A 22,781-nucleotide genomic window follows, 5' to 3' on the forward strand; every position below is an offset into this window, starting at 1 on the left:
CGTTTCGGACGATCATGACCCTGAATCGCCCGCTCTCGCTCGGTGAATTTACGACGCACGCACCGGTTAGAAAGCGCTACACCCTTCCGGTGTTATTTCACCTGTTGTTCTGACCACGCTCCGGTAACTGCAGGGCATACAGGCCAGCGAGCAACGCTCGTAAGACTGAAGGTCTTCACTTATTTTCGCTTCTCCTTGAGCAAAAAAAACCGCTTGGCCCTGCCCCACTACAGCCCAATCCCCCGGACGCACACTTGGTCGTCACCCCCCTGCGCCAGCAAAGTTGCCAAGCGATAGGAGCTCGATGCGACAAATGGTATGTACGTTCGCAGATCGGAACAACCGGCCGGCAGATCAGCGCGCCGGCGTTAGCGGACGCGTGCGCCCAGATCGATATTAAACGACGTCAGTTGGACAGAGACAAAAACACCATTATGGCGGCTGAGGCAGTAACATCGATTGACGCATTCCGGGGCGGCTTTGCCCTTGGTCGACCTTGCGTCAGCGCCAACACCCCGTGCACGGCTAAAAGGCTTATCGTTACGGTCGGCAAGCCCTTAATGCCGGCGTTCAAGGAGGTAACATGGCAACCAAGAAAATCGAGGTCTACCGCGGTTCAGAGGGACACACACCGACGTCTAAAAAGGCAGATAGCATTCACCTCCACATCGAACTGCCGGCAATGAGCGGGAGCGCGACAAACGTATACCTCGACTGCCTCGAGATCTTGAACCGTGTATTTCTCGGCGCACTGCCCATGGCCGCGGCCGATTCAGAGGAGCCTGCCTCGGGCCTCAGCGCTCCCGGCACACTGAACCCGCACACGTTATTCAGGGAGGCGGCCATGCTGGCGGAGGCGCAGCAATTGATCCTGCAAGGCGGTGAGTGGGTAACTTCGGCGGGCTTAGCCCAACTCACAGGGCTCTCGCCTGCCGCACTCGCGGCAGGACTAGCGGAATGGCTGCGCGAAGGCCGTATCATCAAATTGAGCGACCAGAGCCAGGATTACTTTCCAGCGTTCGCGTTTGGCGACCCAACGAAGCAGCACCCCACCACCGAATTCGGCGCGGTAGTCAAAGTGCTAAGCGCAAAAAAGGACTGTTGGGGGATGGCGTTCTGGTTCGCATCAAGCAATCACTTCTTGGGAGGCAAGCGTCCGCAAGACCTGCTGCGAACGTTACCGGATCATGTGCACAGTGCAGCGCAGGAAGAGGTGGCGTGGCAACTACCTGGTTGATAGCCTCACAATCGGGTACGAGGTAAGCAGGTGCGTTATGGCCGCGTAGTCGATCCACCCGGCCGAACGCATTTGTCTGTTGTGGCGGAGTGTGCAACACATGTTGCAGCAGCGGGAGAACCAAATCCAATTGCAAAGAAAAACATTGGCTCGCTCGCGAGGCGCTGGACCAATACAGACAAAAACGCCTGCGGCAACGCGAGGACAAAAGCCGTCACCACCCACGACTTGCAAATGCAATAACTGCAAAACGATTTGCGTGACCATCTGCAGACCCTGCTCTTGCAAGCTGAGTCGCAATCCGAAGATATGCCACCCCGACATGAAATGCATCTGATGCGACGACCCTCAAGTAGCGAAGGTCAATCGCAGGTCTGCTTGCTGGCGTAATACGCGGCCCGTGCGCGTATAAATTCGCCTGGGCCGTTCTACCTCCTGCTCTACAGGTGCGGCAAGTAATTCTCGAATCAACATGCCCTGCCGGGGTTCGCCGAGCACCCAAAGCCACAGTACGCAGCGCTCATCCCAGCATCGAACCCACCCACGCTCGATAAGACACTGTCCCAGTTTTGCTTGGTCACTTACACGTTGCTCAAATGCCGTCAGATCCCTTGGCCAAGCATAAATCTGACCCAACTGGCCGGAGCAAAGTAGCTCGTTTATCAATGGGTAGAGCAGCTGAGCAAAGCGACGGTGAATCGGCCTCGCACAGGCCAGCACGCAATAGTGAGTAAACTTTCGTTGCAACCATAGCCGCTCCAGATAGAAGCGGTTATCTAGACTGCGGAGCAACATAATCAAGATGCCTAGTCGCTGCCAGCATGGGCACCCACATAGGGCTCTGAGTGTTGTTGGAGAATAGCCAGGCAACGGTCGACCGTTCAGGCGTAAGGCAAACAGTTGTGCCTCAGTTTGATCCACCCGCAAATGAGGATCCAACGCCGACCACAGCACATTGTCATAAACCATGCGCAGGGCGGGGTAAACTTCGTACAAGTTCTTGCGTATGGCCACACTCGCCTCCGCCCCCTCAAAACGACGTCGCCATGCTCTACGTAGCTCTTGCGGTACCGCGGCGTCAGCAAGCAACGTGATGTCCTGCTTAGCCAGCGAGGCGGCGACCGCCGCGCCGGTACATTCGCAACCTATAGCCTGTGCAGTTGAAATCGCAAAGGCCATACCACGAAGTTTGGCGATGCTGATATACKGCTCCCGGCGAGCTGGCATATCACACCTCGAACAATCTGTAGTGCTACTACCTAAATTGTAGTTGAGCTACAACGCTAGGATACGCCATGCCCCTGTCGAAAATATTAATAGAGAAATCCTATGCGAAATATTCAAGCCCTGATAGAAATATAACCGATTGATAATATTAAATTTTTTCAACACCTCTCTTTAAAGCCTGCTTTGTTATTACGTGAAATTCAAAACCGTTACCCGACTCAGACGTTTTACTAATTCGCCTTTCGCTATTCATAAGCTCTGGCTGAAGGCCCAGACTGTGTAAGCCTGGCCGAGAATAGTGCCCAACCAATTGTAGGGCCTGGGATTTTTATTTTATCAGTGATTGGCAACTAGGCTGTGACAATCATTCGTTTAGGCAATCGAGAGCGCAGCGATCTGCTGCTTAGAAAAGTCAAAACTCACAATAGAACAAATCTATAATCTTATGCGATAACATAAGCTAGCAACCTATCCATTTAACCACCTGATTTAGATGATTTTTTAAATTATCCGACTCATAGATTTTCTTCATCAGTGACCTCGACGCCGGAGGACAAACGCGCGAGCATAACCCCAAGCCCTTCACCCTTAGTCTCCGCGATAGTTCCAAGCTGCCACCTCCGCGCGACCTGAGTTATGAGCGGGAGCGTAAGTTAGATATCGATGTGGTGAGTAGGCTGAACGGTCCAACACTGACGCAGGCGAAGGCTGGTCCTCTGCTCAGCCCCCTATCAGACAATCAATGAGCGCGGATCGTAATCTACAGCTAGTTCGGAGAACGATGATGAAGACGACGCGATTAATTCAGTCTCAAAAGCGGTTTGTGCAGAAAACATTGCACCCATTTACCCCTAAGCGTCCGTTATCCCCTGCGCCTACGGCACGGTCGAAAAACCTCCGTCCTTGCGATAAACGGTTCCGGCAGCATCAGCACGCTGAATGTGCAGTGAAAGGCAAAACATCTTTTATCTCCTCGCTCTTGCCTCGCCTCTCGCACTTGTACCAAAAGCTTTTCGGTCAGTCAGAACCTGCTTTGACCACTCGCACACACGGCACCCGATCAAATCTTGCCTTTGCAACCATTAAAATCGAGACTGATCTTTTAAACGACACTTCTAGATGGGCCAAATACGGATTGAGTATTCCGCACTACCTTACAACTGTGTCAACAAGCGTTTTTTGCCATATCCTCACGTGGCAATTCAAACAAGGCGGAACACTGACGCAGGCCACTTTCGAAGCCTTGAACTCCACGTTTAAGAAAGTGCCAGGCGACGTGTCCATGTTGTGCCCCATTACTCAGCGCTATAGATACCGCGGTACCGATTATGAAGTAGCTCTTGTTCAGAAAAGCTGTATATGGTTGCGTCCCTGTGTTACTCGCAATCGCAATACAATTCCAGCCCACCCTCTTTCAGCTTCGCGTTACACGCTCCAAGGCTTATCTCCATCCCTCGTTAAAATTCCGGGTCCAACGGGTAGGACTGCGCGCCCTGAAACTAGAACTACTATGAAAAATCAAACCGTACGGTCATTGCAGCTGGCTATGTCTCGCCTGTCGAAGTAATGGTGTTCTTTTATTGCAATGCTCTCGATCAACACGGGAGTTAGATACGTTAACAAAAAACCACTCAAGCGAGTCGAGCAGTTTGACCTAATCCTTATCAAGTTCATACTCTCCATACGCTGACCGTCATTGGGATTGGCGTATGATGGCCAAGCTAAAGGGCTACCATGATGCTGGATAAAAACTGGGTTCCGTCACATTCTTCACCGGCGCGTGACGTGCGTAAAAACCGCTATGGAAAGTCGCTAGTCTATTTTCCATCGCGAAAAAATCACGCCCAGCTTATCTGCGAAAGTCATAATGAAGCCGACATGTGCTTGATCTTGGAATACCTGCCTGCAGTCATTCAGTATTACATCCAGCCAGTCAGCCATACTTATAATGACGGCAACAAATCACATACATATACACCTGATTTTTTTATCCAATGCGACGACCGTAGTTATTTTATCGAGATAAAAGGAGGGTATTCGGATCAGACCAGTTCCTACCAGCGCACTTTAGATAATTTTGCGGCCACAGCCAGCGCGCTAGGTTACGGATTTGAAGTCTTCGTCCTTTCCGACTTTCCTACTGACGAAACTCTAGACAATCTCGGGCTACTGTATTCGCGCTCTCATCAGGTCACCGCGTTTGAGTTGCGGCAACTCATGCAATGCCTTGGTACATGGAACGGGCCACTGACAATCTCTCTACTGCTCGCGCACAATCCAGCGCCCTCAATGAGAGCTGTGTGTGCTGCCATTTTTCAACAAAAACTGAATTGTGATCTCACTAGCATGCTCAACTTGCACACCCCGCTTTCCGGTGAGGTCAAACATGAAGAACACAACCCTAACTGGCCAAGCTTAGTTTGTTTTGATCAATCGATTTCCTCTCACGACATCTAAAGAAATGCCGTTCCACCAAAATTTATGTATAGCCGATTTACCTGTGGTAGGCGATAAATGCAAAATTCCAAGCCAATACGCCATTAACTAGAGTTGACCACCCGCCTGACAGTGCCGGCGGGCACTCCCTTAGTACTTTCATACATAGCTTGCATAACTTCATCAGGGAAGCAATCACTGAGCATACAACCCCTAACATACGGCAGAGCCAACCACTCCGACAAATTTAGTGAAATTTTATACTGTTTAAAATAATTTGAAGCCACGCTTATAGTATTTTGCCCCAACTGAGGATTGCAATCTATGGGCAGCATCAAGACAATCAAGACCGGCAGCCAATACAACATTTACGGGAAAATTTACGAAGTGGTCTCAACAGAAGACACTCGGATTACAATGCGCTCGGTCCAATACAAAACAATATTATTCTTCACGCCGGATTTGCTGAATAGCCTTCTACTGAAAGGAGAAGTGCGCCTGCATGCAATGGCAACAATTGATTCATCGTACGAGGCTGTTTTACACACCATGCCCCAGGCCCAGAAGAAAGAGTATTTACGTAAAATATACTATAGTCGAGAACTTACGGAGCGCTTTCAAGGTTCTCTGCCTCATGATGCCGTTGAGGCAGAGGTAGAGCGGTTATCGAAATGCTATGGGGACGACAAGCCTCCCTGCTACACCAGCGTTTACTCATGGGTCAGAACTTACCGCGAGTCAAATTTCAATCCATTTTCGCTGATCAAACGAAAAAGCACTCTCCCTCGCGGCAAGCAACTCAACAATGAAACACGCGACATTATCTCAACATTTATTTATAAATTTTATTTACAACCCAAACATCCTACGATCAAAACCCTTCACAAGCTAATTACGGCGCACATCGATAACGAAAATGAGGACCGGAGCAGCTACTCTTTAATTAAAATCAGTACCCCCTCGCTCTCCACCGTATCTCGCGAGATCAACCGCATCAATCAATATTATAAAGATGTTGAACAACTCGGAAAACAGGAGGCCCAAAGGGTCAACAACTACAGCACGAAACAAAAAATTTCGCGACTATTACTAAGACTCGTCGAAGGAGACTCACACGAAATGGATATTATCGTGGTTGATGAAAAGAGACGAGTGCTTGGACGACCATGGTTACACTTGCTGATTGAAACCTCCACGCGCTATGTCATCGGATATGAACTTTCTCTGACACCTCCGTGTGCCGAAAAATTCCTGAAGTCGCTCCGGATGGCACTTTCGTGTGAAGACCCCGAACACTTCGGTGGTCGCCCGATCGAAATTACCGTCGATAATGGTGCAGAAGCCGCAAATGAAACGGTCAAAAATTCTGGTGATCTGCTTTGCATAAAAATTCATTATGCACCACCCCGCACGCCGAACGCCAAAGCAATTGTTGAACGATTTTTTGGTACGCTTAACAGTCAACTCATCCACGCAATGGAAGGCTCCACGGGATCAAACCCCGTTATTGGCAAATATTACAAAGCCGAAGATGGCGCCTGCATACAGATGAGCAAATTGAATGAACTTTTTGATTGTTTCATAAATGAAGTTTATCACCAAGAATACCACCAATCCATACACACATCACCGCATCAAGCGTGGTTGACAGAATCATTGGACCAACTGCCACCGGAACGTTACACCCAAGATGCACTGAAGAGCGTATGCCGGCAGGTTGTATACAAAAGAATAAACGGTGGAAGGGTTACACACAAATCTCTCTCATGGACCGGCCCTAGCCTGCCCGCGATTGCAGCCGCTCTAGGCAAGAGCCGAAAAGCTATTGTCTACATAGATATAACCGACCTCTCACGCGTATGGGTTTGTCACCCGGATAAACCCACTGAATTAGTTGAAGCCTTTGCGACAGCCCCCTACCAAAACAACTTGACCATGTACGCGCATCAGCTTGTTTTGGATGACCTCAAAAAAAACAAAATCAAGTTCGATGATAGCCGCGCACGTCAAGCACTGTTAAAAATCTACAATGAACTTTGGGAAATAAAACACAACTCAACAGCTCAGTCTCGCCATAATCTGCGGAAAAATAAACGACTGTTGGTGGCCGCGGAAAAACTCGGGCTTTCGTCGCGTACTTCGCGACCCACAGGCAAAAACGACGCACCCGCGCCTGCCAAGTTGCCGACCGATTTTGCCAGCCTTCCCTTACAGAATCTGCCTACCTACGTTATCGGGAGTTAATCTCATGACACTATCAATTGCCATGGAATCGAAGATCATCGAGTTTTCAAATACTATCATTATGCACCCTCAATATGCTGCGGCCATCGAAAAATTGCTTCACGGCATGGAAGCCACGCGGTTGAGAAAGGAACCCTGTTGCGCACTCTTATTGGGTGACCCAGGAACGGGGAAAAGTACCGCCTGTAYGCAGATAATCAATATGGTCGGTGGACAGCGCACAGTCTTTCTTGAAAGTGGGCAGTTCAAACAAGTTCTCGCCTTTGATTGTCCTGTGCCAGCCACGTACTCAATCATAGATTTGTGCACCGAAATGCTCAAGGCGCTTGGAGACGACCCTCCTGTAGCCAAACTCGCTACATTACAAAATCGGCTTTTCCGTTTGCTGAAAACATGTGGAACCAAACTCATTATTATCGACGAGGTGCACGACCTCCTGAACCCAAGTGCTGTAAAGACGTGGCAGAATGTATGCAAGTGGATAAAACACGTGGCTAACAGCACTGCCATCCCGATTATTCTTTCAGGAAAAACCAGCGCAGAGTCACTGATAGACAAGCACGAAGAACTGGCTGGTCGCTATCCATATCGCGCCAGACTGAGCAACTTGAAGTACGATTCAATTTTCATGGCGGTATTACTCAAATTGAATACTGAAATGAGCAGAATCGGAAATTTCTCCAAACCGTTACACATTACCGACAGCAAAATCTCATGTGCGTTCTACTTGCACACACTTGGGAATATGCGGTCTTTACGGACACTACTTTATGAGATTATGCACATCGTATTAACCCGGAAAGGCGACGAAGTCACAATTTCGGATTGTGCAACGGCGGCGCGGCTACTAAACGACGGTGTCGAACCTTATACAAATCCCTTTGAAGTATCTGCTGGAACAATTCAAACACTTATGGAGCAACTGAAAGATGCATGAATTACCTTTTTGGCCTAGGCCCTACCCGCATGAAAGCCCGTCTAGCCTGGTTTCACGGACGGCTTTCCTTAATGGATATACCAATGTAATGAGCTTTTCGCGAGCACTTGGTGTGGATGCCTTTATAAGTTTTAAAAACTTATTCGAAGGAGAAGTCATAAGCGATTTCTTCTTAAAAAATGAAGAAAATCCATTCGCCTCTCAAAGCGTATTTTATAAGCGCTCATCCCCTTTAGCGACGGGCTTGAGTAACACCATAATTGCAAAAATTGAGATCCCTTTCAGAAAATGTCGGCATCACTCCCGATTTTGTCCGGCCTGCTTAGCGGAAGGATACTGGCGATTTATCCAAGATATCGACTATGTGGCTGTATGCCCCTACCATCATCTCTTTTACCTAAGCAACTGCCCCTCATGTGATAGGATATATCAATGGTCATACACCAATGGACCGTTTTGCAAATGTCAATTTGACCTACGGAACGCGTTAGCCACGCCCACCCAAGACACTGCCACTATAGAATTATTAGAATTATTTCTAAACCTTAACCAAGATGCAATCACCCGAACGTTCGCTGCTCTTGATTGCATGCAATACAAACTTCTTTCCGACCCCGACACTAATTGCGCAATCAGCACGGCGGTGAATATAGGAAAAGAGGATAAAAAATTCTTTATCTCTTACCTTACGAATCTAACCAACAGCTATCCGAACTTCCCGACACAAACATTGCTAAGTTCATGGATTCGGAGCCATGATCAATGGATCAGTAGCACAACATTGGATTATTTGAAAAATAATTCATCCCAATCGCACACTTGCACTGTGCATAACTGCTGCAAACCTCTCGCATTCAGCTTTGCCGAATTAAAATCCTCATTCGGCGCTGTCGGCGCACTTGAAACCACACGATCCATTATAAAAAATCATTCATTTCAAAAAATATGTATCGCCAACAGAATTTTTTACCACAAGGATCAAATGTGTGAGGTTATAAACAAATTTAAACAAGAACGAACTAGAGGAGAAACCCCTACCGGATATACACGCAAAGATTATGAATCGTTACATAAAATCCAATCTAACTGGGGGGTTCTGCCACACCAAGTCGAGGAACTTGTTTCAAATGGATTCATTCCAGGAGAGATTATCCTAGGAAAAATCACTCGAGGAAAATCTCGCGCAAAATTCATACACAAAGATTGCCTTAAATTATTTGCTCAAAAATTCACCACCACCCCGGCTTTATCCAGAGAATTTGGAATAACTGGCAAAGCCATCAAGTCAATCCTCTTTAAAAATAACATTATGCCGCCGCACGACAACTTCCCCTATCTTTATAGTCGAGAACAAATTACGTCGGACATAAAAAAATCCATAGAATCTCGCCACGATGACTTGAAGATCTTACGCGCAAGAAAAAAACACACGACTTTGGAGTTCGCATCACTAATAAACATTAAAAGAAAATCATTAATTCTGCTTATTCAGTCAAACACAATCCCAAAACTTACGTCACTATACATCCCTAAAACCAATTCTTTCACTGATCCGGACGCGGCCCTTAAGTTACTCATGGAATGGCGCAAAGACCATTTTACTCACTATGAGCTCGCCACCAAACTTGACACTAACGCCCATGTTTTAAGACGGCGCTTCGAGGTTAAACACGATACAAAACCGTTATTTATCGGCAATCAGAAATTTTATAGTACCAGTATTGCCAAGGAAATAGAGCGCCAGTTAAAAATGTATATCCCCCAGTACAAAGCGTGGTTATTGGCTAATCTGACCTCTGGAGGCCTTAAGCGCCTGATTGAAAAAAAGTTAATCAAGCCTATTACCACCGACCACCCCGCGTATTGCCCGTCAGTAAAACTATATTGTCTTTCGGACATACTTTCACTCTCGGACAACCTTCCCTGACCGGCACATCGTCATACCTCTCCCCCAAAAAGTCGTTCCCCTCTTATGTCGAAACCGATAGGCTGCAGATTTCGTTATCTGCTGAGTTTATATCCGAAAAATTCGCCTTCTGATGATTATAATTTTCAAGTCTATGACTTTTTGTTTACTAGAGTGGCTCTACCCAGTTAATCGGGTTCAACATCTAAAGGTTTTCAACGATGAATATCAAAACCCTGGCTTTGCTCCTGCTGGCTTTCTGTGCGCAACCGGTCTGGAGCCAAACGCCCGCCGCCTCGCCTGCCGCTGTCGACAGCCCCGCGCTGACCACGCGCCTGGCCGAGCGTGACCTTTGGGTCGAACACATTTTCTGGATCAGAAACTACGCGCTGGCCAATCAATCCGCCGAYAAAAAGCAAGCCAAAGTCGCGGCGGACCAGGTCGTCGACAACGCSACCAAAATCGCCAACAGCATCGCCCCGCTCTAYGGCCAACCGGCRGCGGATCAACTGCTCAAGCTGCTGGCCGGTCACTGGGGCGCGGTGAAACACTACAGCGATGCCACCGTCGCSAAAGACGCCAAGGGCAAGCAGGCTGCCGTCACCGAGTTGACCAGCAATGCCAAGGCGATTGCGGCTTTCCTGGCCACCGCCAACCCCAATCTGCCTGAAGCCACACTGGTCAACATGCTGTCGGCCCATGGCGGTCACCACGTCGCCCAGATCGATGCGTTTGCCGCGCACGATTACGCCGGCGAAGCCCGCACCTGGGCGATGATGCGCACGCACATCCAGGCCCTGGCCGACGCGCTGACCGCCGCGCTGGTCAAGCAGTTCCCTGACAAATTCTGATATCGCGCGAGGGTATCCCATGCTGGAAGGACTGGGCCGAACACAGCAAGACCTGCTCAATGCGCTGCTGCACCATGCGGGCGGCATGAGCATTGACGAGTTGGCTGAACATCTGGCCGTCACGCGCACGGCGATCCGCCAACACCTGGCGGCGCTGGAGCGTGACGGCCTGGTGCTGCGCGGCGACACCCGGCCGACGGGTCGTCGTCCGGAGCAGCTGTATCGGCTCACCGACCACGCGCGGGAGCAGTTCCCTCGCCACTATCAGCTACTGGCCAGCATATTGATTGATGAAGTCGCCGCCATCATCGGTCCCGAAGCCCTGGCTTCGCTGATGCGCAGCATGGGCCGCAAGCTGGCTTCGGACCTGGAACAACAGGTCGTGGATGAAGCCAGGATCGTCCAGCACATGAACCAGACGGGCTACGAAGCCGAGGTGTTTTTTCGCTCAGGCGGCACCCCGGAAATCGTTGCGCATAACTGCGTATTCCATCGCCTGGCCGCCGCCCACCCGGTGGTCTGCGAACTGGACCTGGCCTTGATCGGCACGCTGGGCGGCGGTGAAGTCGAACACAGCGAATGCATGGTGCGTGGCGGGCATGTCTGTCGCTTCAGGCTACGACCGAGCGAGAACCAGGATCCCGTTTAAACGACGCACCACTCCTTACCCTTCGTCGCACGCCTCGGCTGGACGACAGGCCGCCGCTTGTCCGCCGTGAACCTTGTGTCGAGACACCAGTCATACCCAGCGCTTCCCCCCCACTCCTATTATCGTCATCTCATCCGAGTTGCCCGTCCCATGCGCCAAACCGCCGTTGCCTTGCGCTTTCCTTCGCTGTGCCTGTTTTCCCTGCTCCCGGTTTTTGCCAGCCCCGCCCACGCCGATGGGCAACGGCAACTGGTCGACGCCATCAACGACTATCGCGCCCATCCGCAACGCTGCGACCGACGACCGACACAACGTTTATCACCCCTGACGCTTAAGTCGAACCTGGCCTTGCCCGTCGGCGTGGGCGGTGGGTTGCGGGACCGGTTAAAGGCTTCCGGCTATCAGGCAACCATGGTGCGCTCTATCCGCGTGGTGGGTGCACGGGATGCCGAAGAAGCGTTCGATATGTTCCAGGACGAACATTGCGCCGCACTGCTCGACAATCAATACGCCGACATCGGCGTCAGCCGCGCCGGGAGTGAGTGGCAAGTGGTGCTGGCGCGGCCGGTGCTCGACGGGCAGGCCGGCGATCCACGCAACGCCGCACAGGCGTTGCTGGCGCAGGTCAATGCCGCCCGGGCAAGGCCGCGCCTGTGTGGTCGCCAGCGCTTCGGGGTCGCGCGGCCGCTGACCTGGAGCGCCTCCCTCGGCGCCGCAGCCCAGGGCCATAGCAAGGCCATGGCCTACGGCAACTATTTCGCCCACCAGGACCCTGACGGCGACATGCCCTACGACCGCGCCAAGGCTGCCGGCTACCGTGGTCGGCAGATCGGTGAAAACATCGCCGCCGGGCAAGGCTCACCGAGCAAGGCCATGGCCGGCTGGCTCRCCAGCCCCGGGCACTGCGCCAACCTGATGAACCCGATGTTCACCCAGGTCGGCGCCGCTTATGCCACCAACGCCCGCAGCGACAACGGTGTTTACTGGACGATGCTGTTTGGCGCGCCCTGAGCCGCTGACCAGACCCACCTTGCGGGCATTAAAAAGCCCGCACTGGGCGGGCTTCGCGGGTGAGTGTAAGTAGGTGGCCGGCGCTGGTCTCCGGCTTACAAGGTTTATCAGGCCTCCCACAAAAGAGCCGTGAATCTGTATTGGAACTCTTCTGCTTCACACGGCATAAGGGCTGGATCCCAGCGCGGGGATCTTTCTAACCGTGTACCCTTCGGAACGCGCCCCACGTCTCCTTGCTATCCTTTTGCGCATCAGTCTGCGTCTTCACCTACAAGGTTGAGGATAGCAAAACAGACACGATTGCCAACCGGGCTTTTAGACCGATTTCGACCAGCAGAAAACATGGCAGGAAACAAAAATACTATCGGTGCGCAAATGACTCTAATGGATGAATTTCGCCAAGGCAGTTGCCTTTGTGGGAGCGAGCTTGCTCGCGATGAGGCCAACACATTCAACATTGATATCGGCTGACCCACCGCTATCGCGAGCAGGCTCGCTCCCACAGTGATTTCGGTTGCTTGCAGATTTTGCGTACTCCCACTAACCCTGTGGGAGCGAGCTCGCGATGAGGCCAGCACATTCAACATTGATATCGGCTGATCCACCGCTATCGCGAGCAAGCTCGCTCCCACAGTGATTTCGGTTGCTCGCAGATATTGCGTACACCCACTAACCCTGTGGGAGCGAGCTTGCTCGCGATGGCGTCAAATCAGTCAACATTGATGTTGCCTGACACTCTGCAATCGCGAGCAGGTCGGATCGCCGCACCGTCGCTCCCACAAAGGTTGTATCTGGTGACCTTGCTGCAGCACCTCACGAAGGCCGGCGCACCACCCTCACCTTGCCGCTATCGCCACCACCGCAGAACAACCGCTCGCCGCCGTCGGACTCCAGCCCCGACACGCCGACGCCTTCCGGCATCTTGAGGCTTTCCAGTACTTCACCGGTTTGCGAGTCGATGCGCCGCAGTTCACTTTCGTCGCCCTCCCAGGTGCCATGCCACAGCGAACCTTGCACCCAGGTCACGCCGGTGACGAAACGGTTGGATTCGATGGTGCGCAGGATCTTGCCGGTCTCGGGGTCGATCTGGTGGATCTTGCGTTCGCGGTACTGGCCCACCCACAACGTCCCTTCGGCCCAGGTCAGTCCCGAATCGGTGCCTGCGCCGGGGGCGGGGATCGTGGCGAGAATACGGCCGGTGCGGGGGTCGATTTTGTCGATGCGGTCTTCGGCGATCTGGAACAGATGCTCGCCATCGAACGCGGTGCCGGCATGGGCAGCGACATCGATCGAGCTCAGCACCTTGCCGCTTTCCGGGTCCAGGGCGTTGATTTTGCTGTTGCTGGCGAACCAGACCTTTTCGCCGTCCCAGGTGACGCCGCACACATGATCGACATCGGCAAACGGGCCATATTCACGAATGATCTCAGCAGTTGCGTGTTTCATTCCGGCATTCCTCATTGGGGTTGGTGGCGTTCATCCTAGCCACCGGGCGGCGGCACCGGGAGTAACAAGGTCGTCGCGAATCCCGGTACGGGCGGCGTCATCCAGCGCCGCGCGCGACCACGGCCAAACCATTGCACCTTGCCCTCCTCCGCCAGTGTATCGAGTGTCCGCTGCACCGTGCGCTGGCTGGTGCCCAGCGCCAATGCCAGGGCGGAGCTCGACCACGACTCGCCATCGGCGAGGCAGGCAAATACCGCGGCAAATTTTTCCTCGGCCGGCGGCGCCAGTGTCACCACCTGCGTACACACCGGTGATTGCAGGGCAAAACCGCGAGCCGTCGCGGTGATGCCGGCCAAGGGCTTGAGTGCTTGACGCAGCCTGCCGATTTCCACGCGAAGCCGGGCGCGATGGGATTCATCCGAGAGCTTCAAGCGGAACGCCCGGGCGATCAGGGTTTCCCGCGCAACGTCAGCGGGCCACGCTTCGGCCAATGCGCGGGCAAGCATGAACAGAATCGGCCGCGTCGCAAGCGACACCGACATGCCACAGCCACGCACAGCGTACCGGCAGGCATCCACCACCAGCGACGTGGAACCGAGCAACGCTTGAACTTCACCGAGCAACAGCGGCCGTACCTCACCCTGGGCAATCAGGCGTGCCGCGGGGGCATCGAGCAGGCGCGCAGCGTGTTCGACCTCGGCCATCAGCGCGGCAATCCCCGCTTGACTGGCCGCTTGCCCGGCCCTCGTCAACGCGTCCCGTGCCGCGTTCGATTGCAGGCATCGAATGGCAATACCCGCCAGTACCAGTTCATGGGTCGCACGCAATGCCGGCGGCAATGGCCCGGGATCGAGTTCGGCCAGTAGCTGCTGCGCCTCATCGAGCTGACCGATCAGCAGCAACCGGCGGATTTGCAGATACCGCGCATGGGCGGCATTGACCCGGTCACCGTGGTGTTCGAGGGTGACCCGCGCCGTTTCGAGCGCCTTGACCGGCCACCCGAGTTCCCGCGAAGCCAGGGCGATTTCGGCCTCGGCCACCACACAGCGCGCACGGGCCAGCACTTCCCTGGGCGCAAAGGCCCGTTGCGCACGCTTGATCAGCACCCGGGCCCGCACCAGATCGCCCAGTTGCGCCATGGCGATACCGCGCAGGGCCAGCGCCGGCGCATCGTCGCGCAAGGCCACACGGTCCAGCGCGCCCAGCGGGTTCCCTGCGGCCAGCGCATGGGCAGCTGCCATGATCATCGAGTCCATCGAAATCCCGCCACACTTGTCACTCCCCTCATTCGATACCCGGGTTTAGTCTAAATCACGACCTTTCACCAGGAGCGTATAACGATGAACACGCACAATACCGCGACCCGGGAACAATGGCTGGCAGCACGTCTGCAATTGCTCGAAGCGGAAAAGGCCCTGACCCGGCGCAGCGATGAAGTGGCCAGGCAACGCCAGGCATTGCCATGGGTTCGCCTCGACAAGACGTACCGCTTCGATACCGACGACGGCAGCGCCACCCTGACCGAGCTCTTTCAAGGGCGCTCGCAACTGCTGGTCTACCACTTCATGTTCGGGCCCGACTACACAGCCGGCTGCCCGTCCTGCTCAGCCATCGCCGATGGCTTCGACCCCGTTGTCATCCACCTGGCGAACCACGACGTGACCCTGATGGCGATATCCCGCGCACCGTTGGCGAAACTGCAGGCCTACAAGCGCCGAATGGGCTGGACTTTCCCCTGGGCTTCGGCCGCCGACAGCGACTTCACCGCCGACTTCAACGTTTACTTCACCGAAGCGCAGCAGCGTGAAGGGCTGGTCGAGTACAACTATCAGCGCGGCGGGCATGCGATGGACGCCAGCCAGATCCCGGAACCGGTGAAACAGTTCGCCGCGACCTGTGGCACCGATGCGCCGACCTATACCCGCGACAGGCCAGGACTGAGTACGTTTGTGCTGGAAGACGGCGAGATCTATCACACCTATTCCACCTACGCCCGGGGCCTGGACGGATTGTGGGGCATGTACCAATGGCTCGACCGCGCGCCCAAGGGGCGCAATGAAACGGGGCCCTGGTGGCGTCGGCATGATGAGTACCAGTGAGCGCCAGCGGTGTCACTGACCGCCGATGAAGACGTCCGCCGGTTTGTCCACCGGCGCCGTCTACGAATTCCCCTCGATTCATGAGCGATCCGGCAACAGTGTTTATCCCGCGAGCCGATATTTGCGCCCCCGCCAAACGCCTAATATCGGCTCTACCCAAGTGAGCAAACCCAATCAGATGCAACCCGCTCACAAGGCTGAACACCCTTGCAGGACAACGCTTCAACCACGAGGTGAAGATCATGAAACTGTTGAACATCGCACTCTTTGTTGCCCTTGGCGCCGCCGGTGCCCAGGCCTTTGCAGACGACAACCACTCCACTGCCGCCACCGGCCAAACGCCGCTTGAAACCTACACATACGGCACCAGGCTCGATATCAAGCGCGTCATCGAAGTATCGGAAGTCGCCGATGAATGCGGACCGGTCCCGGCGCGTATGACCTACGAAGATTCCCAGGGTCAACGCCGCACCATTGAATATCAAGTCATGGGCACCGGATGCTCGAACGGTTGAACATTGTATGGACGATGGAGGGTCGACACTCCATGCGTACAGCGCCAGCCACATCGCTACACAGATGCACCGACAATTTTTTCATCAGAGGCAAGCAAACCCGGAATGGAATGCTTCAGAAATTCCACCCAGGTTTTTATTTTAGCATCCACGAACTTGCGTGACGGGTAGATCGCAAACAGGTTCAGCTCCTCCAGCCGATACCCCGGCAATACCCGCACCAAAGTCCCCGCCCGCAGGCCCTCGACGGCCGAAGCAATCGGTTGAATGCCAATCCCCATCCCGTTCTTGATCGCGAAAGTCATGGCGTCAGCCGTGTTGACGTGAAAGGGCGACACCGGTGTGCTGAACGTTTCTATCCCCTGCGGGCCTTCAAATACCCAGTTCTGCGCCGGCATGACCGTGTTGACGATTCGCAGGCAATCATGGCCGCCAAGCTCACCCGGCGACTCGGGAATCCCTCGTTTGCTCAGGTACACCGGCGAGGCGCAAAGGATGCTGTAGGTGATACCCAGCCGCTGGGCGACAAACCCGGAATCGGGCAGGTCCCGCGCCAGCACGATCGACATGTCATAGCCTTCCTCCAGCAAATCCGGCAGCCGATTGGTCACGGTCAGGTCAAACAGAACCGAAGGATAGGTTTCCCGGTAGCGGGCAATGGCGCCGATCACGTAATGATTGCCAATGGCCGACATGGCATGGATTTTCAGCCGGCCGGCGGGCATGACCTGAGCCGTGCCCGCCTCTTCATCGGCCTCGCGTATGTCCTGCAGAATCCGCTCGCAGCGCTGCAAATAGCGCACGCCGGCTTCGGTCAATGCCAGGCGCCGGGTGGTGCGGTTGATCAGCCGCGTTTGCAGCCGGGCCTCCAGGCTGGAAACGGCTTTTGAAACGTTGGTCGTGGTGGTGTCCAGCATCGCGGCCGCTGCCGTGAAGCTGCCGCTTTGGGCGACCGCCGCGAAACAGCGCATGGTCTGGAACACATCCATCGTTTTCACCTCAAGGGGTCAGCAAACAGGACGGCCTTATGACAGACCGCCCTGGCGTCAGGCATTACTTTTTGCGCGGAATGAATCCAGGCACACCGGTTTCAACCACCGAGTTGAAGCGTATACGGGTTTTGATGTCTTGCTGAATCTCCACCATGGCCCTGAGCGGCAAGGTCGAGATATCGATGTTTTCCCGGATATGGCTCGGCGTTGCCGAGGTGGTCAGGAACGCCACCCCACGTTGTACCGACCAGGCCAGCGCCACCTGGGCCGGGGTTTTCTGCACACGCCGGGCAATGCCGGTAAGCACCGGGTCCTGCAGCACATTCGGTTCCATGCCATGCCCCAGTGGCGCAAACGCCAGCAGGATAATCCCGTGCTCTTTGCAGAATTCCAGCAACTCCCACTCCGGCAAATAAGGGTGGGACTCGACCTGCACCACGGCGGGTTTTATCCGGGCGTCGGCAACCAGCGCCTTCAGCGCCTGCAGCGTGATATCGGACACACCGATGGACCTGGCCCGCCCCTCATCCACCAGCCGCTCAAGCGCCCGCCACGTCTCGATCAACGTCACGCCGTTGTCGTAGATGACGTTGCCCTGCTCGTCCCTCGGGTCCTGGTTGTCGCCGGGTTGAAAGGCAAACGGCGTGTGGATCAGGTAGCAGTCGATGTAGTCCACTTGCAGGCGTTGGCAACTGGCTTCGAACGCGGGTTCGACGCGCTCCGGGCGATGGTTGGTGTTCCACAGTTTGGTGGTGATGAACAGCTCTTCGCGCCGGACTTTGCCAACCTCCTGCACTTCCTTCAGCGCAACGCCAACCTGCGCTTCATTGCGATAGCGTTCGGCACAATCGAAATGGCGGAAACCGGCCGCCAACGCCTCCTTCACCGCTTCAGTCGTGGTGGCGAGATCGCGGAACAACGTACCGAACCCAACCGCCGGCATCTCGACCGCCCCATGGTTGAGCAGGAATCCGGTATCGCGCAGTCCGTCGTGAAAGGCTTCATAAGTCATGTCATTACTCCAGGCCGCAGCCATTATTGATACGAAGGTTTCTGCCCGTCGCCGGACGCCACGCGTTGCTCGAAGGCACCGACGGAGTTGCCGCCCAGCGCAATGAACAGCTGCACGGAGTCGAGGTACTGCGCGGTTTGCACGCGGATCTGTCCCAGCAGTGCCTGCTCGTAGGCACGCTCCGCTTCCAGGACCTGGAGAATGCTGTTCTCGCCTTGCGCGAAGGCTTGCTGGTTCAACTGCAAACTGGTTTCGGCCGCGCGCAATGCGTCGGTCTGGGCCTGGTGTTCCTCGGCGTCATGGTTGATCGCCTGCAAGGTGTCGGCGACCTGCCCGAACGAGGTAATGACCGTCTGCTGGTAACCGGCGAGCGTCGCCTTGTAACCATCGACGGCTGCCTGTTGTTCGGCCTTGAGCGTTCCGCCATCAAAGAGCGGTCCGGCCAGCCCCGCCGCGAAACCCCAGAGTGCCGCGCCGCCATTACCGGAAGCCGCCTGCGCCAGGGACGCGGACAGCGTGACGTGGGGATAGAGATTCGCCGTCGCCACGCCCACCGCTGCGCTGGCCATGTGCAGTTGCGCCTCGGCTTGCAGCACATCCGGCCGGTCGTGGGCCATTTCCGAAGGCAGACTCACCGGCATGTTCGACGGCAAGGCAAACTCGCCCAAGTCGAAGTCAGGAGCGATCCAGTCCGCCGGTCCCTTCCCCGTCAGGATCGACAGCGCGTGGCGTGCGGCATCGCGCTGCTGAGCGAGGGGCGGCAACAGCGTGCGGTCCTGGGCGAGACGGGTCTCGGCCAGCGACACATCGATCTGCGTGGTGCTGCCATTGAGGTGGGCCATGCGCACCAGCTCAAGGTTCCTCGCGTCATTGGCCAGCAGCTTTTCCACGGCCCGTATCTGTGCGTTGGCGGAGGCCACCAGCAACGCCTGGCTGGCGACGTTGCCGGTCAACGTCAGGTACGCCGCTTCGTAACGGTGTTTTTGCAGCTCGGTAAACGCCTGCTGCTGTTCGACCAATCGCTTGTTGCCGCCGAACACATCAAGGTCGAACCCCACCCGCGGCCCAATCGCATAGAAATTGGCGATGGAGGGTTCCCTGGTGTTGTGCAGCCGTTGACGACCGGCCACGGCAGCGAAATCGACCTGCGGATACAGCGCACCCTGCGCCGCAGCCACAGAAGACGCGGCTTGCCGGATCGTGGCATCGGCGGCCACCAGATCCAGGTTGCCGTCGATGGCACGACGAACCACGTGGTCGAGCTTCTGCGAGCGAAAGGCCGTCCACCAGTCACCACTGACCTTCCTGCCGAGGTTGATGCGAGGGTTGCCACCCTGGGCCAGACGCTGCTCGGCCTGTGGGTCATAGTGCTGCGACGCACTCGCCGCTGGTGCCTGATAGTCGGGGCCAACGGTGCAGGCCGTCAGGAATGCAAGCAGCGACAACGCCGCGAATTTCGTTTGCAGCAGATAGCGGTTGATGACCAGCGCATAAGAATTCATTTGGCACTCTCCACGAACACTAATTGGCCGCAACGGGCTTGCGAAGGAACAACACCAGCGGGCTCACCACCAGCATCACCACCATCAGGATCTTGAACTGGTCGATCACGGCGATGAACGCGGCCTGGCCGGTGATCATTTCGTTGAGCCCGCCCAGCACCTGCAACGGCGCCGAGGTCAGCGAATGCGCAGCGGCGCGGTACGGCGTCAGGTGGCTGGCCAGCGCCATGTGCAGCGCCTGGGTGTTGTTGAAGAAGAACAGTTGCACGATCGCCACGCCCAGCGTGCTGCCGTAGACCCGGGCCAGGTTGAACAGGCCGGTGCCTTCGGGGCGCAGCGTGGGGTCGAGCGTACTGAACGCGACTTTGCTCACCGCGGGCATCAACATGCCCAGGCCCGCGCCCTGGATCGCACCGGCGACAGCCACGGGCCACTCGTCCATCAGCGGCGAATAACCGAGCATCAGCCAGTTGGCATACACCACGATGGCGATACCGGCCGCCACGAAGAGGCGCCGGTCGAAGCGCTCGGGCAGCCGCCCCATCAACAGAAAAGCGCCAACCAGGCCCACCCCACGGGGAATGGTCAAGGCGCCGGTGGTGTCCGGCGGGTAGCCGAGAATCTCGTCCAGCATCGGCGAGGTCAGGGCCATGGTCGACAACAGCACGAAACCGAGGGCGAAAAAGATCACCGTCGACAACACGAAGTTGCGGTCCTTGAGCAGGCGCTTGTTGAGGAAATGCACCTTCGAAGTCAGCACATGCACCGCGAACAGGTAGGCCCCCAACGCAGCCGCCACGGCTTCGAGCCAGATCTCGGGCGAAGCGAACCAGTCCAGGCGCTCCCCCCGGTCGAGCAACATTTGCAGGCTGATCAGGCCGAGGGTGAAGGTGCCGAAGCCGAAGAAATCGAACGCCGGAGGTTTCTCGGCCTTCTTCTCGGTCAGCAACAGCGCCGCCACCAGGAAGATAAACGCCGACAGTGGCACGCTGAGGTAGAACATCGGCCGCCAGCCAAAATGCTCGGCGATCCAGCCACCGATACTCGGGCCGCTGACGATGCCGAACAGCACAATGGCGGTCCAGCTCGCGCCAAACGTTGCACGCTTCTGAAGCGGCAAGGTTTCCATGGCAATCGCCATCGACAGCGGCGCCAGCACGCCACTGGCGATGCCTTGAATGATGCGCGCCCCCACGAACTCCAGTGGCGTCGTCGCTGCCGTGGCGAGCAACAAGCCAAGGACAAACACCGCCAGCGCCGCCTGATACACGAACTTCAAGCCAAAGCGCCCGGCCAGCCACTGCGCGACCGGCATGCTGATCGCACTCGCGGCCAGGTACGAGGTGAAAATCCACCCAGCCTGATCGTCGCTCATCGACAGGCTGCCCTGAATCAACCTGAGTGCCGCGTTCGGCAGCGGCAGGTTCGCCGACTGCATGTAGGTCGCCAGCAAGGCGGCGAACCTGAGCGAGCGCGCGCCCTCCCCACCGGGGCTTACCATCGATTGGGTATTCATCAGAAGTTACCTGCGGTCAGTAACGCCTTGAGTGGGTGCCACCAGGGGCTTTGAAACCGGGTATTGATCCGCACCGTGGCGCTGGTCCCGGAGAACAGCGGCAGCGTCGGGTCCACTTCGTCGAGCTCGAGCCGTACCGGTACCCGCTGCGTGACCTTGACCCAGTTGCCGGTCGCATTTTCCGGCGGCAGCAGCGCGAAATCCGACCCGGCCCCCGGGCTCATGCTGGTGACGTGGGCCTTGAACACCCGATCCGGGTAGGTATCGATGCGGATGGTGGCTTCCTGGCCCGGGCGCATGTGGGTCACGTCGGTCTCGCGGAAGTTGGCCTCGATCCAGATCTCGTGACCGGACAGCAAGGCAAAAGCCGGCGCGCCGTTGTTCACATGGTTGCCCACTTGCAGGTCGTCGACCTTGGCCACGATGCCATCCTGCGGCGCATACACCGTGGTGTACGAGAGGTACAACTGCGCCTCGTCGAGCTGCGCCCTGGCCTCGCGAACCGTCGGGTGACTATCGGCATCGATGTCCGGATTGCCGTTCAAGGCGACTACGGTACTGGCGATCTGTTGTTCGATGGACACAATCCGTTGCCGCGCCACCTTCACGTCGGTGTCGGCCCGTTCGTAAATCGATTTCGACACGAACTCGGAGGCGACCAGGGCTTTCTTGCGGGCAAAATCCTTTTGGTCGAAGTCAGCCGACTCTTTCGCCGATTGCAGTTCCGCCTGTTGCTGGCGATAGCTGGCCTTGAGCCCATCGATACGCAGGCGCGCCACGCCCAGTTGTGCTTGCGCGCGGTCGACGGCGATCTGGAATGGTTTCGGATCGATCCGGAACAGCACCTGGCCCTTGTGGACCGGCTGATTGTCTTCGACGGCGATCTCTACCACTTGCCCGGAGATCCGCGCATTTATCGACGCCTTCGCCACCCGGGCGTAAGCGTTGTCGGTCGAGACAAAAGCCTGCCCCGACACGTAGTGGGCATAGCCCAACGCTGCGAAGAGGATGGGAACACCCACCATCAGCCAGGGGCGCAACCTCTGTTTCAGTGGTTTGTCGATACGCGAGTCAGCCGGGTTTGGGCCTGGGTGCTCGAAGGTCTGCGAAGCCGGGATATCGAACGCTTTGGTCATGATCGAGTTCACCTTTAGCCGGGTAATCGGGCCGGCGTCGGCAACAAGCGCCGGCGGCCCGCAGG

General features: G+C 55.8%; 18 protein-coding genes. 10 read left to right on the plus strand and 8 right to left on the minus strand.

Going from position 1 to position 22,781, the window contains the following annotated elements; genetic code table 11:
- The first annotated feature begins 583 nt into the window (after positions 1-583).
- A complete protein-coding gene (locus tag AC1DU9_RS15820; RefSeq protein WP_223457438.1) occupies positions 584-1,237 on the plus strand; it encodes a hypothetical protein in 654 nt (217 codons plus the stop codon).
- A 348-nt stretch (positions 1,238-1,585) separates the two neighbouring features.
- Here AC1DU9_RS15820 and AC1DU9_RS15825 read toward each other — a convergent pair whose 3' ends face one another.
- Positions 1,586-2,464: a hypothetical protein gene (locus AC1DU9_RS15825; RefSeq protein ID WP_477810453.1), complete on the minus strand. Its 879-nt coding sequence runs from the start codon at positions 2,462-2,464 to the stop codon at positions 1,586-1,588.
- 1,734 nt (positions 2,465-4,198) lie between these two features.
- Between AC1DU9_RS15825 and AC1DU9_RS15830 the strand changes: the two genes are divergently transcribed.
- The 7 genes from AC1DU9_RS15830 to AC1DU9_RS15860 all read left to right on the plus strand — a co-directional run bounded on the left by AC1DU9_RS15830 (position 4,199) and on the right by AC1DU9_RS15860 (position 12,498).
- On the plus strand, positions 4,199-4,921 hold the full coding sequence (locus AC1DU9_RS15830; protein ID WP_223457434.1) for a Tn7 transposase TnsA N-terminal domain-containing protein: 723 nt from the start codon (positions 4,199-4,201) through the stop codon (positions 4,919-4,921).
- 303 nt (positions 4,922-5,224) lie between these two features.
- Complete coding sequence (locus tag AC1DU9_RS15835) at positions 5,225-7,144, plus strand: hypothetical protein (RefSeq protein WP_223457432.1); 1,920 nt, start codon at positions 5,225-5,227, stop codon at positions 7,142-7,144.
- A 4-nt stretch (positions 7,145-7,148) separates the two neighbouring features.
- Entirely contained in the window at positions 7,149-8,081 is a 933-nt protein-coding gene (locus tag AC1DU9_RS15840; protein ID WP_477810454.1) for a TniB family NTP-binding protein, read from the plus strand.
- Positions 8,074-10,008, plus strand: a complete 1,935-nt coding sequence (locus AC1DU9_RS15845; protein WP_223457428.1) for a TniQ family protein — start codon at positions 8,074-8,076, stop codon at positions 10,006-10,008. The genes AC1DU9_RS15840 and AC1DU9_RS15845 overlap by 8 nt, the downstream gene beginning before the upstream one ends.
- A 200-nt stretch (positions 10,009-10,208) precedes the next feature.
- Entirely contained in the window at positions 10,209-10,838 is a 630-nt protein-coding gene (locus tag AC1DU9_RS15850; protein ID WP_223457427.1) for a hypothetical protein, read from the plus strand.
- Positions 10,839-10,857: 19 nt separating this feature from the next.
- Complete coding sequence (locus AC1DU9_RS15855; protein ID WP_223457426.1) at positions 10,858-11,487, plus strand: helix-turn-helix transcriptional regulator; 630 nt, start codon at positions 10,858-10,860, stop codon at positions 11,485-11,487.
- A 150-nt stretch (positions 11,488-11,637) separates the two neighbouring features.
- Positions 11,638-12,498, plus strand: coding sequence for a CAP domain-containing protein (locus AC1DU9_RS15860; RefSeq protein ID WP_477810455.1), 861 nt, complete (start codon positions 11,638-11,640; stop codon positions 12,496-12,498).
- Positions 12,499-13,311: 813 nt separating this feature from the next.
- Here AC1DU9_RS15860 and AC1DU9_RS15865 read toward each other — a convergent pair.
- Positions 13,312-13,944, minus strand: a complete 633-nt coding sequence (locus AC1DU9_RS15865) for a Vgb family protein (RefSeq protein ID WP_223457424.1) — start codon at positions 13,942-13,944, stop codon at positions 13,312-13,314.
- Between the two features lie 35 nt (positions 13,945-13,979).
- The gene (locus tag AC1DU9_RS15870) at positions 13,980-15,200 is read right to left on the minus strand and encodes a helix-turn-helix domain-containing protein (RefSeq protein ID WP_223457423.1); all 1,221 of its coding nucleotides are present in this window, start codon (positions 15,198-15,200) and stop codon (positions 13,980-13,982) included.
- A gap of 84 nt (positions 15,201-15,284) precedes the next feature.
- On the opposite strand from AC1DU9_RS15870, the gene AC1DU9_RS15875 reads away from it, so the two are divergent.
- Both AC1DU9_RS15875 and AC1DU9_RS15880 read left to right on the plus strand, forming a co-directional pair.
- A complete protein-coding gene (locus AC1DU9_RS15875) occupies positions 15,285-16,043 on the plus strand; it encodes a DUF899 domain-containing protein (protein WP_223457421.1) in 759 nt (252 codons plus the stop codon).
- 242 nt (positions 16,044-16,285) lie between these two features.
- Positions 16,286-16,558 carry a DUF2790 domain-containing protein gene (locus AC1DU9_RS15880; RefSeq protein WP_223457419.1) on the plus strand — a complete coding sequence of 91 codons (273 nt, stop codon included), beginning with the start codon at positions 16,286-16,288 and terminating at the stop codon, positions 16,556-16,558.
- A gap of 56 nt (positions 16,559-16,614) precedes the next feature.
- Here the strand turns inward: AC1DU9_RS15880 and AC1DU9_RS15885 are convergent, their stop codons facing one another.
- From AC1DU9_RS15885 to AC1DU9_RS15905, 5 genes are all read right to left on the minus strand, one after another.
- Positions 16,615-17,547, minus strand: a complete 933-nt coding sequence (locus AC1DU9_RS15885) for a LysR family transcriptional regulator (protein ID WP_223457417.1) — start codon at positions 17,545-17,547, stop codon at positions 16,615-16,617.
- 64 nt (positions 17,548-17,611) lie between these two features.
- Positions 17,612-18,562 carry an aldo/keto reductase gene (locus AC1DU9_RS15890; protein ID WP_223457415.1) on the minus strand — a complete coding sequence of 317 codons (951 nt, stop codon included), beginning with the start codon at positions 18,560-18,562 and terminating at the stop codon, positions 17,612-17,614.
- Positions 18,563-18,585: 23 nt separating this feature from the next.
- The gene (locus tag AC1DU9_RS15895) at positions 18,586-20,064 is read right to left on the minus strand and encodes an efflux transporter outer membrane subunit (protein ID WP_223457413.1); all 1,479 of its coding nucleotides are present in this window, start codon (positions 20,062-20,064) and stop codon (positions 18,586-18,588) included.
- A gap of 19 nt (positions 20,065-20,083) precedes the next feature.
- Positions 20,084-21,580, minus strand: coding sequence for an MDR family MFS transporter (locus AC1DU9_RS15900; RefSeq protein ID WP_223457412.1), 1,497 nt, complete (start codon positions 21,578-21,580; stop codon positions 20,084-20,086).
- Positions 21,580-22,716 (minus strand): HlyD family secretion protein, encoded by a 1,137-nt coding sequence (locus AC1DU9_RS15905; RefSeq protein ID WP_223457411.1) that lies wholly within the window; start codon positions 22,714-22,716, stop codon positions 21,580-21,582. Before AC1DU9_RS15905 ends, AC1DU9_RS15900 begins: the two co-directional genes overlap by 1 nt.
- Positions 22,717-22,781 lie beyond the last annotated feature (65 nt).

It is taken from the genome of Pseudomonas sp. P4_C1, from assembly GCF_056402155.1.

What these genes read in the sequence shown, in the direction of transcription:
- AC1DU9_RS15855 (WP_223457426.1), top strand. Translation starts at nt 10,858, where the DNA reads ATGCTGGAAGGACTGGGCCGAACACAGCAAGACCTGCTCAATGCGCTG.
- AC1DU9_RS15905 (WP_223457411.1), bottom strand. Translation starts at nt 22,716, where the DNA reads ATGACCAAAGCGTTCGATATCCCGGCTTCGCAGACCTTCGAGCACCCA.
- AC1DU9_RS15880 (WP_223457419.1), top strand. Translation starts at nt 16,286, where the DNA reads ATGAAACTGTTGAACATCGCACTCTTTGTTGCCCTTGGCGCCGCCGGT.
- AC1DU9_RS15875 (WP_223457421.1), top strand. Translation starts at nt 15,285, where the DNA reads ATGAACACGCACAATACCGCGACCCGGGAACAATGGCTGGCAGCACGT.
- AC1DU9_RS15885 (WP_223457417.1), bottom strand. Translation starts at nt 17,547, where the DNA reads ATGGATGTGTTCCAGACCATGCGCTGTTTCGCGGCGGTCGCCCAAAGC.
- AC1DU9_RS15865 (WP_223457424.1), bottom strand. Translation starts at nt 13,944, where the DNA reads ATGAAACACGCAACTGCTGAGATCATTCGTGAATATGGCCCGTTTGCC.
- AC1DU9_RS15890 (WP_223457415.1), bottom strand. Translation starts at nt 18,562, where the DNA reads ATGACTTATGAAGCCTTTCACGACGGACTGCGCGATACCGGATTCCTG.
- AC1DU9_RS15845 (WP_223457428.1), top strand. Translation starts at nt 8,074, where the DNA reads ATGCATGAATTACCTTTTTGGCCTAGGCCCTACCCGCATGAAAGCCCG.
- AC1DU9_RS15895 (WP_223457413.1), bottom strand. Translation starts at nt 20,064, where the DNA reads ATGAATTCTTATGCGCTGGTCATCAACCGCTATCTGCTGCAAACGAAA.
- AC1DU9_RS15830 (WP_223457434.1), top strand. Translation starts at nt 4,199, where the DNA reads ATGATGCTGGATAAAAACTGGGTTCCGTCACATTCTTCACCGGCGCGT.
- AC1DU9_RS15820 (WP_223457438.1), top strand. Translation starts at nt 584, where the DNA reads ATGGCAACCAAGAAAATCGAGGTCTACCGCGGTTCAGAGGGACACACA.
- AC1DU9_RS15900 (WP_223457412.1), bottom strand. Translation starts at nt 21,580, where the DNA reads ATGAATACCCAATCGATGGTAAGCCCCGGTGGGGAGGGCGCGCGCTCG.
- AC1DU9_RS15870 (WP_223457423.1), bottom strand. Translation starts at nt 15,200, where the DNA reads ATGGACTCGATGATCATGGCAGCTGCCCATGCGCTGGCCGCAGGGAAC.
- AC1DU9_RS15835 (WP_223457432.1), top strand. Translation starts at nt 5,225, where the DNA reads ATGGGCAGCATCAAGACAATCAAGACCGGCAGCCAATACAACATTTAC.